The organism is Planomicrobium sp. YIM 101495 (assembly GCF_009707665.1).
Taxonomy (GTDB): Bacteria; Bacillota; Bacilli; order Bacillales_A; family Planococcaceae; genus Planococcus.
Genome location: NZ_WLZW01000006.1, coordinates 53,198 through 66,734, shown reverse-complemented (window position 1 = coordinate 66,734; position 13,537 = coordinate 53,198). Strand labels below are relative to the sequence as shown.

Genomic DNA, 13,537 nt, shown 5'->3' with positions numbered 1-13,537 from the left:
TTGATCTGCCCGGAGGCTGATCAGTAACTATTTCATCAACGTTTTGCTGTTCAGTTTTCAAGGTTCATGTTTTTTTGCGAAGCGCCGTTTGTTTCAGCGGCAACTTCTCTATAGTATCAAGTTCCGAACCGGAAGTCAATAACTAATTTGAAATTCTTTTTCCTCGTATTTCGAATGCGTTGAATGCCTCGAACACGACAAGGACTATCTTACCAAGGATTTTTCTATATTGCAATACCTTTTAGAAAAAAAGTTGGTTTGCAGCAACTAATGCGCTGCAAACCAACATTGAGCTTATTCTTTCGGACGCATCTGCGGGAATAAGAGCACGTCTCTGATGGATGCTGCGTTCGTTAACAGCATGATTAGACGGTCGATACCAATGCCAAGTCCACCTGTAGGAGGCATTCCGTATTCCAATGCTTCAATGAAGTCATTATCCATGTCATGAGCTTCGTCGTTCCCTTGTGCTTTCTCTTTCATCTGATCTTCAAAGCGCTCGCGTTGATCGATCGGATCGTTCAATTCCGTGAAGGCATTCGCATGCTCGCGGCGAACAATAAAGAGTTCGAAGCGGTCCGTGAAGCGCTCGTCTTCTGGATTCTTCTTCGCTAATGGAGAGATCTCCACTGGATGTCCGTAAATGAATGTCGGCTGGACGAGTTGTTCTTCTACTTTTTGCTCGAAGAACTCGTTGAGGATATGGCCGACTTCCATAGTAGGTTTAATTTCGACTCCATGCTCTTTCGCAAATGCAGTCGCTTCTTCTTTCGTTACTTGCTGCCAGAAGTCCACACCTGTGAATTCTTTAACAGCGTCCGCCATATGCAGACGTTTCCAGCCCGGGCTCAAATCGATCTGATCTTCCCCGTACTGAACCGTCGTCGTTCCAAGCACTTCTTTCGCTGTATGGGCGATGAGGTTCTCCGTCAGTTCCATAATGTCGTTGTAGTCGGCATACGCTTCATACAATTCAAGCATCGTGAATTCGGGGTTGTGGCGTGTAGAAGTTCCTTCGTTACGGAAGACACGGCCGATTTCGTAGACTTTCTCCAAGCCACCGACGATCAAGCGTTTCAAGTGAAGCTCGATTGCGATGCGGATGTACAATTCCATATCAAGCGCATTGTGGTGCGTAATGAACGGACGTGCTGCCGCCCCGCCTGCGATTGAATGAAGCATCGGTGTTTCAACTTCCAGGAATCCTTGGTCATCAAGATAACGGCGCATCGTCTGGATGATGCGGCTTCTTGTAAGGAATGTCTCTTTGCTGCTTTGGCTGGTGATCAAATCCAAGTAGCGTTGACGGTAGCGTTGTTCTACGTCTTTCAAGCCGTGGAATTTCTCCGGCAGTGGACGAAGTGCTTTAGTCAGGAAGACGACTTCCTGCGCTTTAATGGAAAGTTCTCCGACATTCGTCTTAAAAACGACCCCTTTAACGCCGAGGATGTCCCCGAGGTCAACTGTGTTGTAATATTCATATGCTTCTTCACCGATCGCGTCTTTACGGACGTAGATCTGGATCTGTCCTTGCAAGTCCTGAAGATGGGCAAAGCCTGCTTTTCCTTTTCCTCGCTTCGTCATGACTCGTCCTGCGATGACGACTTCGTAATTCGCTTCCTCAAGTTCTTCTTTCGAAAGTTCGCCATACGCCTTTACTATCTCCGCAGACAAGTGCGTACGTTCGAAACGCGCGCCAAATGGATCGATTCCTCCATCACGAAATGCTTGCATTTTTTGGCGTCGGACAATCAATTGGTCATTCAATTCTTCTGACATGCTATTCACTCCTCATATTCGTTCAGTTGCATATTTTTCTATTGTACACAATTTAACCACTCTCTACATAAAGAAAAGCTGCCTGAAGTTTTGGCAGCGTGCTTGTGAATCGTGCGGATTGCTGTGTTCTTCGCTTGAAATGCAGCGAAACAGACCGAAAATGTTAATCGCTGTTGATCGTTCCCCATAACCGGACGCCTTCATCCTCAGCCGGAAAACATGCGCCGAACTGCGGAGCAATCTCCAGTAATGGTATAAGGACGAATGCACGTTCATGCATACGCGGGTGCGGAATGGTCAGTCGCTCCGTTTCCATATTGTCTTGATTAAAGAGCAGGATGTCAAGGTCGATCGTCCGTGGACCCCAGCGAATGATCCGCTCCCGCTGCAGATATTGCTCAATCTTCTGGCAGACCTCCAGCAAATCCGAAGCTGATTGCGTCGTCTTCACTTCGACAACGATGTTCAAAAAAGCGTCCTGGTCTGTGAAACCAACCGGATCCGTTTCGTAAACCGACGAAATGCTCCCAACTTCAATTTCTGGATGAGCCGCTAACTGTCCGACCGCCCGCTCGAGCATGGCGATCCGGTCTCCCATATTCGAACCGAGGGAAAGGTAGCTGACGTTCATACAAAAATCCCTCGCGTCAATTCCACCGCCACTGATTTGTAATAGCCAGGAATCGGCGGGTCAGGTTTGACGAGTAAGACACGCACTCCTTTGATGAGCGGGAAATCTTCCATCACTCGGCTCGCTAACTGTTCAGCGACCGCTTCGAGGAGTTTCTTCGGCTCCCCTTCGACGACGTCTTTGCAGAGTCCGTACACTTCACCGTAATGGACCGTCTGCTTAAGCTCATCAGTCTCACCCGCCTGCTTCAAATCGACCGCCAAGGAAAGTGTCAGCCGAAACCGCTGCCCGAGCTTCGTCTCTTCAGCGAATACACCGTGGTAGCCGTAAAACTCCATTTCATTCAAATGAATATAGTCCATCATTCCATTCCTCCGATCGTTCGTCTTCCACTCAAAGCATCCGTGACACGTAGCGCACGGGCTGTTTCTTTCACATCATGAACCCTGACGATATGACAGCCTTTCTCCGCGCCGAAGCACACCGTTGAAAGCGAACCTTCCAGCCGCTCCTCTACTGGCAAATCAAGAAGCTTGCCGATAAACGACTTGCGGGACGTTCCGAGCAAGACCGGATAGCCCATGGCAACGAGCGCATCCAGTCGCTGCATCATTTCCAAATTGTGCGCCGTCGTCTTACCGAAGCCGATGCCTGGGTCTAGCCAAATGTGTTCGTTCTTCACACCTGCCGCTAATGCTGCTTCGATCCGTTCTTCAAGATCGCGTTTCGCATCCTGCCAGAACTCCTCGTAGTCCGGCTGGTCACGGTTATGCATCAAGATGATCGGCACCCCTTTATCAGCCGCTACCCGCAGAATCTCCGGGTCGTGCTTTCCACCCCAGACGTCGTTGATGACGTGTGCTCCCGCTTCGATTGCTGCTTTGGCGACCGCCGATTTGTATGTATCGATGGAAAGTGGCACATCCAGCTCCTGGACAATCGCTTCGATGACCGGGACAACCCGGCTGATTTCTTCCTCATCACTGATCACGGTGTGGCCAGGACGCGTTGATTCCCCGCCGATGTCGATCATGTCCGCACCTTCCGCGATCATCCCTTTGGCTCGCAGAACCGCTCGTTCCACATTCGTATAGCTGCCGCCGTCTGAAAAAGAATCCGGCGTCACATTCAAAATGCCCATCACCCATGTCTTCTGTCCAAAGTGAAAATCCATCTGCTTGCCACCGCCTACTCTATAAAATGCTGTTACTAGAAGTCATCTTAACGCAAAACAGCTTGCATTTTCCAGTTTCCGTACACAGAAAGGCCGCTCTCCTATAGGAAAGCGGCTCCTCGGTCAGTTCGTTTCGTCAAATTGGTAAAGCGGTGTGCTCAAATAGCGTTCGCCGTTGGATGGCAAAATCGCCAATACTTTCTTGCCTTTCCCAAGCTTCTTCGCCACTTGCTGCGCTGCGTAGATCGCCGCCCCGGAAGAAACCCCACCAAGGATCCCTTCTTCACGCGCTACTTGGCGCGCTGTCTCGTACGCTTGGTCGTTCGTCACTTGAATGATTTCATCATAAATATCCGTTTTCAAAACGCTTGGCACGAAGCCTGCGCCAATCCCCTGAATTTTGTGAGGGCCTGGTTGTCCACCAGAAAGAACTGCGGAATCCGTCGGCTCGACAGCGACGATATGGATGTTATCGTATTTCTCGCGAAGCACTTGGCCAGCTCCTGTGATTGTACCACCCGTACCGATTCCCGAAATGAATGCATCCAACTGGTCGCCCATCGCTTCGACGATTTCTGGACCTGTCGTCAAACGGTGCACTTCCGGGTTCGCTTCATTCTCGAATTGCTGCGGCATAAACCAGCCGTTTTCCTTCGCCATCTTTTCAGCTGTCTTAATGGCGCCGCTCGGACCGTTCATCCCGTCTGGTCCTGGTGTCAAGACGAGTTCAGCTCCGTAAGCGCGCAATAGGTTGCGGCGCTCCATGCTCATCGTTTCCGGCATGACAAGGACGGATTTATACCCTTTCGCCGCTGCGATCATTGCAAGTCCGATTCCTGTGTTGCCACTCGTCGGCTCAATCAGTGTGTCGCCTTCTTTCAATTGGCCATTCTTCTCGGCCGCTTCGATCATTGCAAGAGCAATCCGGTCTTTGACGCTGCTTCCTGGGTTAAAATACTCCAGCTTCACGTAGACCTCTGCATCTTCCGGTCCTGTTACACGATTCAATTTGACGATCGGTGTTTGTCCGATCAATTCAGTAATGGAATTTCCTAAACGGTTCATCCTCAACCACTCCTAATCCCTACTATTTTTGTCGACTTTGCTTCATCCATCGTACCAATGGCCTTGATTCGATGTCAAATCGTTTGAATTGCAGAATTCTTTTTCGTCAAAAAAAGGTGAGAAAGGGAATGCATGCATCCCTTTTCTCACCCTACTCCAATCATTCAGATCCTTCTCCGTAAAACCACTTCGCATCGAATTCCTGCCAAAATGCTTCTGGCGAGACGGACTGGGGTAATTGTTCAAGCGCCAATTCCCTGCTGATGTGACTAGCCACTTCTTCAAAAGTGAATGTCTGGCCTTCTGCTTTCTCCATCACTGTGATGATAGCTACGCGTCCATCCTGCAAGGGGAGAGGTTCCGACCACTTGCCATTCTCGACACTTTCAACAGCTGCGGCGATTGCCGGGTCGACAGATGACTGATCTGCCGTAATGAACCCGATGTCCCCCCCCAGACTACCTGTCGCGCGGTCGAGTGAACGTTCGCGTGCAAGTACGTCGAATGACGAACCGTTTTCAAGCTCGGAAATGACTTCTTCCGCTTCTTGCTGTGAGCCCACAACAATCATATGCGTGCGGTAGCTGTCTGCCACTTCATAAATAGAGCGGTCCTCTTCATAGAAGGCTTTCACTTCTTCTTCTTCGATGACGACATCTTTCGTCAAGACCTTCTCGAGAATCAGCTGTGACTTCGTCCGTTCACGAAGACGCGCTTCATCTTCTGCATACAGTGCGATGCCGGTCGTATCTTGCGTCGAACGGAGCATCGCCAGCTCCAGATCAATTTCTTCATCCGTCACCTTGATGTCGTACTCATCAGCAGCAGTCTCCATGACCAATTCGTTGACTAATGTCAAAAGTGTTTCGCGACCATATCTTTCTTCCATCGCGGCCATCCATTGTTCACGGTCAATCGTTTCTTTCCCGACTTCCGCCACCACTTCCGCCTGACCGTTCCCGCCAACCGCTTTTTCTTCACCATTCGGGATGAGCCAAGCGATGAACCACAGCAGGTTGCCAAGCAGTAATAGAAGAATCAAGACCACGAGTGGTTTTGTTTTGAGCCGGCGCTTCGGCGGCTGTTGCCCACCGGCGGGTTCTTGCTTCGGCGGCCTCCTATTGGAATTATAGCTCATCGATCAATGCTTCCAATTCTTCTTTTGAATACGCATACGTCTCCAAGCAGAAGTGACACTGCGTCTCAGCCATGCCGTCTTCGTCGATCATCTCACGTAATTCTTTCCCGCCAAGACTAATCAACCCTTTCGTGAACCGCTCCTTCGAACAATCACACTGGAAACTGATCGGCATTTCATCTAAGAATTGCACATTGTCTTCCCCAAGCACTTGCTCGAGAATCGCTTCAGGAGAAAGGCCACGCTGGATCATCGAAGAAACAGGCTCGATGGAAGCCAATCGCTGCTCGATTGCCGTGATGGTTTCATCATCTGTGTCCGGAAGCAATTGAATGATGAACCCTCCCGCTGACAAGATGGAGTTGTCCGCATCGACCAATACGCCAAGCCCGACAGAAGATGGTACTTGCTCAGATACTGCAAAATAGTACGTGAAATCTTCTGCGATTTCACCTGACACAATCGGCGTCTGGCCCGTGAAATAATCGCGTAGACCCAAGTCTTTGACGACCGACAGCATGCCGTCCGTCCCGACCACACCTTTGACATCCAACTTTCCGGCTTCGTTCAATTCCAGATGCGTCTGAGGATTTGTCACGTAGCCGCGAATATGCCCTTCTGCATTGCTATCAACCAGAATCGAGCCGATCGGGCCTCCTCCTTCGATTTTGATCGTCACTTTGTCTTCACCCTTGAGCATCGCCCCGAGCATGACACCCGCGGTCATCGTGCGTCCAAGCGCTGCGGATGCAGTCGGCCATGTCATGTGACGCTGCTGTGCTTCCGCTACCGACTTCGTACTGTCTACTGCAAATGCGCGGACTTGACCGTTATAGCCAAGTGCGCGAACCAAATAATCTGCCATCTTATTCTCCCTCTCTTATACGCTATTGCGTTTATAAATAATATACAAGCCTCTCAACGTTAATTCTGCATCGACATAATCGATGACCGCCGTCTCACTCGCGATCAATGGCGCTAATGCACCCGTAGCGATGACTTTCACCGACTTGCCACTTTCTTTTTTCATCCTGGAGACGATGCCTTCCGCCTGCCCGCAAAAGCCGTAAAGAACGCCGGACTGCATCGCAGCAACCGTATTCTTCCCGATCAGCTGATCCGGGCGGACAAGGTCGATCCTCGGTAATTTCGCCGTCCGGCTGTAGAGTGCTTCAGCGGAAACCCGCATGCCGGGGGCGATGAGCCCACCGTGGTATTGATTACGCTCGTCGATGTAACAATACGTCGTGGCTGTCCCGTAATCGATGACGATTAACGGTCCGCCGTATTCATGGATTGCGGCCACTGCATTGACGATCCGGTCCGTGCCGACTTCCCGCGGATTGTCTGACTTGATGTTCAACCCGGTTTTCACACCTGGCCCGACGATCAACGGATCGCGGCCGATGTATTTTCGGCACATGCGCTCCAGCATCCGGCCCATCGGCGGTACAACCGAGGACATGATGATCCCTTCCACCATGCCGAACTCCAAGTTGCTATGTTCGAACAGCGCTTTGAGCTGCATGCCGTATTCATCTTCAGTCCGTTGTTGATCGGTCGCCATGCGCCACCGTTCGAACAGCTGGTCTCCTGCGTAAATGCCGATGTCCATTCCGGCATTTCCGATATCCATCACTAAAATCAATTTTACCGCCTCGCTCCCCGACGATTTTCCAACACATCATACCATATTTAAGGGAAAGCAAAAAGCTGATAGAGCCTCCTTTTACGGAAGAACCCTATCAGCTTGATTTGGACTTATTTGCGTTTTTCCTGAATCGGACCGCCTGAGTCTCCCGGATGATCTTCATCTGGCAGGTCGCCTGCCGAAGGATCGCTCGGGGCACCAGTTACATCGCCCACTTCATCTTCTTTCTCCAAGTCGATTCCTTCATCTTTGACGAAATCACCGTTCAACGCTTCATATGAACGCTCTGGAAGTTTTCCGTGCTCTTTCAAATGCTGGATCTGACCTGCATCCAACGTTTCGATTTCCAGTAAAGTTGTTGCGACCAATTCAAGAAGGTCGCGGTGCTCCATGAGGATCTCTTTCGTGCGCAAGTATTGCTCTTTGATGATGCGCTGGATTTCCTGGTCGATCTCAAACGCGATTGCATCCGAATAGTTCTGCTCGGAGTTGAAATCACGTCCAAGGAAGACGTTGCCTCCTTGTGCTTGACCGAACTGGATCGGACCGATCTTATCACTCATCCCGTATTCCGTAACCATGCTGCGGGCAATTGCCGTTGCACGTTGGAAGTCGTTGTGAGCACCAGTTGAAACTTCGCCGAATGTAATGTCTTCTGCGACACGTCCACCCAGCAGTCCTGCAATCTTATCGAGCAATTCCGGCTTCGTCATGAAGTAACGGTCTTCCTTCGGCAGCATGACAGCGTAACCGCCTGCTTGACCGCGTGGAACGATCGTCACTTTATGAACGACTTCGGCATCGTCAAGGATAAGACCGACGACTGTATGACCTGATTCGTGGTAAGCCACGATATTGCGTTCTTTTTTCGAAATGACACGATTTTTCTTAGCTGGACCAGCAATTACGCGGTCTGACGCTTCGTCAAGGTCTGCCATATCGATTTTCTTCTTGTCGCGACGTGCTGCGACAAGAGCCGCTTCGTTCAACAAGTTTTCCAAGTCTGCGCCCGAGAAGCCTGGTGTGCGCTGCGCTACAGCTTTCAAGTCGACCGACTCATCAAGCGGCTTGTTGCGTGCATGCACTTTCAAAACTTCTTCGCGGCCTTTGACGTCCGGACGGCCAACTGTGATCTGACGATCGAAACGTCCTGGGCGAAGAAGTGCCGGGTCAAGGATATCAGGGCGGTTTGTCGCAGCAACGATGATGATACCCTCGTTCGCGCCGAATCCATCCATCTCGACTAGCAGTTGGTTCAATGTTTGTTCACGCTCATCGTGCCCCCCGCCGAGTCCAGCTCCGCGCTGACGTCCGACTGCATCGATCTCATCGATGAAAATGATACATGGAGCGTTCTTTTTCGCATTTTCGAATAGATCACGTACACGTGATGCACCGACACCGACGAACATTTCAACAAAGTCGGAACCACTGATGGAGAAGAACGGAACACCTGCTTCACCAGCAACTGCACGTGCAAGCAATGTTTTACCGGTACCTGGAGGTCCGACAAGTAAAATCCCTTTTGGAATGCGTGCGCCGATATCAGCGAATTTGCGTGGATCTTTCAGGAATTCGACTACTTCAATAAGTTCCTGTTTCTCTTCATCCGCGCCTGCTACGTCGTCAAAACGCACTTTGCGCTTCTGGTCATCATATAGTTTCGCCTTGCTCTTCCCGAAGTTCATGACACGGCCACCGCCGCCTCCCTGAGACTGGTTAAGCAAGAAGAAGAAGAGAATGAAAATGATGATGAATGGAATGATCCCTGTCAGGAATTGCACCCAGCCGCTCGTTTGGGGAGCTTTCAAGTAAGTGACTTCCACCCCGTCTTGCGCGGCTGCCACTTCATCGATCCGGGCTGTTAGTGCTTCGTTCTCCAGCGGAATGTTCGTGACGAAGGATTCACCTTCCTTATAACCGTCCATTTCCCCGATCACTTCATAGACCATGGCATCCGGCTGTATTGTTACTTTCGTGATCTCGCCGTTTTCAAGAGCTGCCAAAAACTCATTGTATCCTATATCTTTTGTCGGCTGGCCGCTGTTGTTGAACGTGCCCAAGATGCCGATGATTACAAGAAAAATCAATAAATAAAATATGGTGTATCGAAATATGCGATTCATCCCGCGCCTCCTCACAAAGTTTCCCAAAACTATACTAAATACTACCACACGAACGATTAGTCACACAAAGAAAAGCTCTTGCCACATTAATGAGAAACCCGTAAAGCGATCAAAGGTTTCCGCTTATTTTTCTTCGTCCGCGTAAATGGCTGGTTTCAGGATGCCGATATACGGGAGGTTCCGGTATCTTTCCATATAATCCAAGCCATAGCCGACAACGAATGCATCCGGCACTTCAAAGCCGATGTAATCCGCTTGCAGGTTGACTTTACGTCCTGTCGGTTTGTCCAACAGTGTAACGATCCTGATCGATTTTGCTTTCCGATACTTGAATAGGTCTACGAGATAGCTTAGTGTCAGTCCGCTATCGATGATGTCTTCGATGATCAAGATGTCGCGCCCTTCTACACTTGTGTTCAAGTCTTTGACGATTTTCACTTCACCGGAAGAAACAGTTGCGCTGCCGTAACTTGAAACATCCATGAAGTCCATCTCGATGTAACCGTCGATGCGCTTCATCAAGTCCCCCATGAACGGCATGGCACCTTTCAGTACGCCGATCGCGAGTGGATATTTCCCTTCGTAATCACGCGTCAGCGCCTCCCCTAATTCACAAGCTTTCGCTTGCAGCTGCTCTTCTGAAATCAAAACGTTTTCGATGTCTTTTTCTAACATGATGAACCTCCTAGTAATCTTGCTTGCATTTTCAAATCAATTGTTCGATCAATGCCCAATTATCTTCCGGCCGCTTCTGCCGGCTCATATGAAGAGATGAACGAATGCCTGGCACTAGCAGGATGTCCCCGCCGTCGATCGCAACGACCGGATGCTCCGCCCTTTCAGGCAATGGCACTTTCTCATCGATCATCAAACGTGCTACTTTTTTCGGCTGCTCCATCCCGGATAGCTGAATCCGGTCTCCTGGCTGCCGGTTCCGCAGGACAGCCTTTGCCGTCTCCGGCGCCTTGAAGTACCAGGCATCTCCAGGACCTACCTCCTGCTCCTCCAGCCGGACAACACGGAATCTCCGGTTGCCACGCTCCGTCCACTCTTCACCGAGCAGCACTTGCCCCCTTTCGCCGTCTTCCAGGGGAAGCGCTTGACGGGTGAAGCGCATCCGGCCATAACTCCGGATGGCTCTTCCGCCTTTCGGAAGGTGTATAAAAACAGTGCCGTCTGTCTGTTGCATCGCTTGTTGCACTTGTTCAGCCAATTGCTTTGTAAAAGTCACAGAACCCGTATCGTACAGGTAATTCAATAGTATTAGAACCATTCTTTTTTGTAAAGCAAGTGCTTCCTGACAGAATGTCGCCACGTCGACCGAGAAGCCATCCTGTTCCGGTTGCATGAGAAAATGGACTTTCTCTTCCGCCAGCTGCGTGAGAAAGCGGTCCTGCTCCTGCAGTTCTTCTGTGAACTCCGTCACTTGGCGGGCAAGCCACTCATTTTCCTGCTGCAGTAAGGGGATGACTTGCTTACGAAGCCTGTTCCGCGTGTAGACAGGCTCTGCATTGCTAGGGTCTTCCCGGTACGGTGTTCCCCGTTCCGACACATATGAAAGGATCTCATTTTTCGACACCGAAAGGAACGGACGGATCAGCTCTCCTGATGCGAACGGTCGGCGTACGGGCATACCTTTCGCACCCTCAGATAGTCTACCCCTTACAGCTGCCAGTAGCACCGTCTCGAGCTGGTCATCTTCATGGTGGGCGACCGCGAGCTTCTCAGCTCCCGTAGCGCGCATCGTTTCTTCGAAGAAGCGGTAGCGCTCTTCCCGGCACACTTGCTGTTTATTGCCGCCACGTTCTGCGAGGATAGCAGGAATCGGGATGGCCGCACTGTAGCACGGAATCCCCCACTTTTGACAAGTCTCTTCTACAAGGCGACGGTCTTCGCTGGATTCCTCTCCCCGCAGCATGTGATCGACATGCGCTGCGCTGACCTTGATGCCTTGTCTATGCATATAGGAAAGAAGCGCCATTGAATCGGCGCCACCGGAACAGGCGACCAAGACATGGTCTTCTTTTGCAAACAACTGTTGGCGTTCATTATAGGAAGTCACACGGTCTTCAAGCGGCTCCACATCGGCACCTCTTCCTGTTAAAAATTAATTGCTGAAAAAGAATTGACACTTTGCGATCCCAGTAATATAATACTATTTGTCCGTTTGATTACGGCGGCGTAGCTCAGCTGGCTAGAGCGTACGGTTCATACCCGTAAGGTCGGGGGTTCGATCCCCTCTGCCGCCATCGATAAAAAAAGCGTTCCTTAAATTTAAGGAACGCTTTTTTCTATGCCAAAAATCCGTCGATCTGACGTCTATGATGGGCATCGTGCTCAAGAATTCCTTCAAAATAATCAGCAGGTGTCATGCTGTTCCCGCTGATTCTGAATGCGCTGTTCCAATTTTCCTCAGGCATCTCTTCAATCACTTTCCCTAATAGCGCACGCTGTCTCTGAGCATGTGAGAGCACTTCCGGGAAACGGTAATTGTCCACCGACCGGACAGCTTCGCGGTTGAACGTGTCCACCTCAGGAAACGTACCGACTTCTCTGCCGGGCTCCATTTGATTGATCCGTTCTTCCCTGATGAACCGGTCCCACTCTGCCATGTGATACAAAATCTGCGATATCGACCATTTTCCTTCAGCGATGGGGGCATGGGCTTCCTCATCCGTCTGAACGGATGTATTCAATGATGCCAAATAAACTTCGTAGTCTTTGAATGCTTCGAGAATTTGTTGTTTTTCCATGATTCTCTTCACTCCCATTAGGTTCGGATTGATAAAAAAACGCTCCCCTTTTCAGAGAAGCGTTGCCTGAATCTTTTTGTAAGCTGCATCGAAGCATCTTTTTATGCCTTTAAAACAGCTAGCAAGTTACCCTCTTCTTGCACCTCGTCCGCCGCGTTTCGACTCTGTTGCGCGTTTCAATGAAGAAAGGTTATCTTCACTTTCTTTCAAGAACTTAGCCATTTTCGTTTCAAAATTCTCTTTTGGCTGACGATCGAACGTACGGTTGTTCGAACGTGGACGTTGCGGACGTTCAGAGCCGCCTGCCGGTTGAGGCTTCGCTTTACGGATGGAAAGACCGATTTTACCGTCAGCTTCCACATTCATAACCTTGACTTCGACCATTTCGCCTACCTTCAAATGGTCGTTGATGTCTTTCACATAGTTGTCGGCGACTTCACTGATATGCACGAGGCCTGTCTGACCGCTTGGAAGCTGTACAAAAGCTCCGAAGTTTGTAATTCCTGTTACTTTACCTTCTAACTTGCTGCCTACTTCAATCGACATAAAAAAAATGCTCCTCCTTAAAGTTTAGATGATCTGTTTGGAGACCAAATTCAGATATATCACCGCCAAAACACCAGCAATATCCTACTTTTATTATACCAATCAATGAAAAAGAGTCAACTAGACGGCTCTTTTTCCTCTTCCTTCGCCCCTTCTTCAGGCAATGTAAAAATGAGCTCCTCATCTTCCGACAAGAAATACCTCTTGCGTGCGAGCTTCGCGATGTACTCATCATCATTCAACAGCATGATCTGTTCCTGCAAAATTCCTTGTTCAGCTTCGATCTCGGCAAGCGCTGCCAATGCTTCTTCTTGTTGCCGTTCTTTCTCAGCGATCGTCTGTGACTGGCCATACCACGTGACTCCGATCCAGATCGCAGCCAAAAGAACCAATATACCGAAAACGGTCAACCTCCTGAATAACCTTACTTTCTGTGCTTGCTGCCTTTTTTCCTGTCTTTCCTTCGAGCGGACATAGTCATTTCGAATCGGAGCAACTGCGCCGACAGCCGACTTCTTCTGTTTCTTCAACGTCATGACTGTTTGCCTCCCCTACAATTCATCCCAGTCATTATACAGGATTTCCCGGTGTATTTTAAGCGTCTTTATATGGAATTTAATAATTTTCATCGAATTGTAATAAGGTTAATAAAAATACAGTTGACTTAATTTTTA

14 protein-coding genes and 1 tRNA gene are annotated in these 13,537 nt (G+C 49.8%); 1 reads left to right on the top strand and 14 read right to left on the bottom strand.

Annotation, left to right across the window (positions count from 1 at the left end):
• Window positions 1–294: 294 nt before the first annotated feature.
• The 11 genes from lysS to tilS all read right to left on the bottom strand — a co-directional run bounded on the left by lysS (window position 295) and on the right by tilS (window position 11,647).
• Window positions 295–1,779: a lysine--tRNA ligase gene (gene lysS, locus GIW82_RS14220; RefSeq protein WP_154750618.1), complete on the bottom strand. Its 1,485-nt coding sequence runs from the start codon at window positions 1,777–1,779 to the stop codon at window positions 295–297.
• Window positions 1,780–1,942: 163 nt separating this feature from the next.
• Window positions 1,943–2,410: a 2-amino-4-hydroxy-6-hydroxymethyldihydropteridine diphosphokinase gene (gene folK / locus GIW82_RS14215; protein ID WP_154750617.1), complete on the bottom strand. Its 468-nt coding sequence runs from the start codon at window positions 2,408–2,410 to the stop codon at window positions 1,943–1,945.
• Window positions 2,407–2,772: a dihydroneopterin aldolase gene (folB, locus tag GIW82_RS14210; RefSeq protein WP_154750622.1), complete on the bottom strand. Its 366-nt coding sequence runs from the start codon at window positions 2,770–2,772 to the stop codon at window positions 2,407–2,409. Before folB ends, folK begins: the two co-directional genes overlap by 4 nt.
• Window positions 2,772–3,584, bottom strand: coding sequence for a dihydropteroate synthase (folP, locus tag GIW82_RS14205; RefSeq protein WP_154750616.1), 813 nt, complete (start codon window positions 3,582–3,584; stop codon window positions 2,772–2,774). Before folP ends, folB begins: the two co-directional genes overlap by 1 nt.
• 123 nt (window positions 3,585–3,707) lie before the next feature.
• On the bottom strand, window positions 3,708–4,649 hold the full coding sequence (gene cysK / locus GIW82_RS14200; protein WP_154750615.1) for a cysteine synthase A: 942 nt from the start codon (window positions 4,647–4,649) through the stop codon (window positions 3,708–3,710).
• 160 nt (window positions 4,650–4,809) lie between these two features.
• The gene (locus tag GIW82_RS14195; protein WP_154750614.1) at window positions 4,810–5,787 is read right to left on the bottom strand and encodes a peptidyl-prolyl cis-trans isomerase; all 978 of its coding nucleotides are present in this window, start codon (window positions 5,785–5,787) and stop codon (window positions 4,810–4,812) included.
• Window positions 5,777–6,652, bottom strand: coding sequence for an Hsp33 family molecular chaperone HslO (hslO, locus tag GIW82_RS14190; protein WP_154750613.1), 876 nt, complete (start codon window positions 6,650–6,652; stop codon window positions 5,777–5,779). Before hslO ends, GIW82_RS14195 begins: the two co-directional genes overlap by 11 nt.
• A gap of 15 nt (window positions 6,653–6,667) precedes the next feature.
• The gene (locus GIW82_RS14185) at window positions 6,668–7,435 is read right to left on the bottom strand and encodes a type III pantothenate kinase (RefSeq protein ID WP_154750612.1); all 768 of its coding nucleotides are present in this window, start codon (window positions 7,433–7,435) and stop codon (window positions 6,668–6,670) included.
• A gap of 113 nt (window positions 7,436–7,548) precedes the next feature.
• Window positions 7,549–9,564 carry an ATP-dependent zinc metalloprotease FtsH gene (gene ftsH / locus GIW82_RS14180; protein WP_154750611.1) on the bottom strand — a complete coding sequence of 672 codons (2,016 nt, stop codon included), beginning with the start codon at window positions 9,562–9,564 and terminating at the stop codon, window positions 7,549–7,551.
• 123 nt (window positions 9,565–9,687) lie between these two features.
• The gene (gene hpt / locus GIW82_RS14175; RefSeq protein ID WP_154750610.1) at window positions 9,688–10,239 is read right to left on the bottom strand and encodes a hypoxanthine phosphoribosyltransferase; all 552 of its coding nucleotides are present in this window, start codon (window positions 10,237–10,239) and stop codon (window positions 9,688–9,690) included.
• Window positions 10,240–10,270: 31 nt separating this feature from the next.
• Entirely contained in the window at window positions 10,271–11,647 is a 1,377-nt protein-coding gene (gene tilS / locus GIW82_RS14170; protein WP_154750609.1) for a tRNA lysidine(34) synthetase TilS, read from the bottom strand.
• A 92-nt stretch (window positions 11,648–11,739) separates the two neighbouring features.
• Between tilS and GIW82_RS14165 the strand changes: the two genes are divergently transcribed.
• Window positions 11,740–11,813 (top strand) — tRNA-Met (locus GIW82_RS14165).
• A 42-nt stretch (window positions 11,814–11,855) separates the two neighbouring features.
• Here GIW82_RS14165 and GIW82_RS14160 read toward each other — a convergent pair.
• The 3 genes from GIW82_RS14160 to GIW82_RS14150 form a co-directional block, all read right to left on the bottom strand.
• Window positions 11,856–12,335 (bottom strand): DinB family protein, encoded by a 480-nt coding sequence (locus tag GIW82_RS14160; protein ID WP_154750608.1) that lies wholly within the window; start codon window positions 12,333–12,335, stop codon window positions 11,856–11,858.
• Between the two features lie 108 nt (window positions 12,336–12,443).
• Entirely contained in the window at window positions 12,444–12,863 is a 420-nt protein-coding gene (locus GIW82_RS14155; RefSeq protein WP_154750607.1) for a S1 domain-containing RNA-binding protein, read from the bottom strand.
• Window positions 12,864–12,979: 116 nt separating this feature from the next.
• Window positions 12,980–13,399: an FtsB family cell division protein gene (locus GIW82_RS14150; RefSeq protein ID WP_154750606.1), complete on the bottom strand. Its 420-nt coding sequence runs from the start codon at window positions 13,397–13,399 to the stop codon at window positions 12,980–12,982.
• Between the last annotated feature and the right edge of the window lie 138 nt (window positions 13,400–13,537).

Bases quoted from the DNA above. Each gene is read 5' to 3' on its own strand.
- lysS (WP_154750618.1), bottom strand. From the start codon at position 1,779: ATGTCAGAAGAATTGAATGACCAATTGATTGTCCGACGCCAAAAAATG.
- folK (WP_154750617.1), bottom strand. From the start codon at position 2,410: ATGAACGTCAGCTACCTTTCCCTCGGTTCGAATATGGGAGACCGGATC.
- folB (WP_154750622.1), bottom strand. From the start codon at position 2,772: ATGGACTATATTCATTTGAATGAAATGGAGTTTTACGGCTACCACGGT.
- folP (WP_154750616.1), bottom strand. From the start codon at position 3,584: ATGGATTTTCACTTTGGACAGAAGACATGGGTGATGGGCATTTTGAAT.
- cysK (WP_154750615.1), bottom strand. From the start codon at position 4,649: ATGAACCGTTTAGGAAATTCCATTACTGAATTGATCGGACAAACACCG.
- GIW82_RS14195 (WP_154750614.1), bottom strand. From the start codon at position 5,787: ATGAGCTATAATTCCAATAGGAGGCCGCCGAAGCAAGAACCCGCCGGT.
- hslO (WP_154750613.1), bottom strand. From the start codon at position 6,652: ATGGCAGATTATTTGGTTCGCGCACTTGGCTATAACGGTCAAGTCCGC.
- ftsH (WP_154750611.1), bottom strand. From the start codon at position 9,564: ATGAATCGCATATTTCGATACACCATATTTTATTTATTGATTTTTCTT.
- hpt (WP_154750610.1), bottom strand. From the start codon at position 10,239: ATGTTAGAAAAAGACATCGAAAACGTTTTGATTTCAGAAGAGCAGCTG.
- GIW82_RS14160 (WP_154750608.1), bottom strand. From the start codon at position 12,335: ATGGGAGTGAAGAGAATCATGGAAAAACAACAAATTCTCGAAGCATTC.
- GIW82_RS14155 (WP_154750607.1), bottom strand. From the start codon at position 12,863: ATGTCGATTGAAGTAGGCAGCAAGTTAGAAGGTAAAGTAACAGGAATT.
- GIW82_RS14150 (WP_154750606.1), bottom strand. From the start codon at position 13,399: ATGACGTTGAAGAAACAGAAGAAGTCGGCTGTCGGCGCAGTTGCTCCG.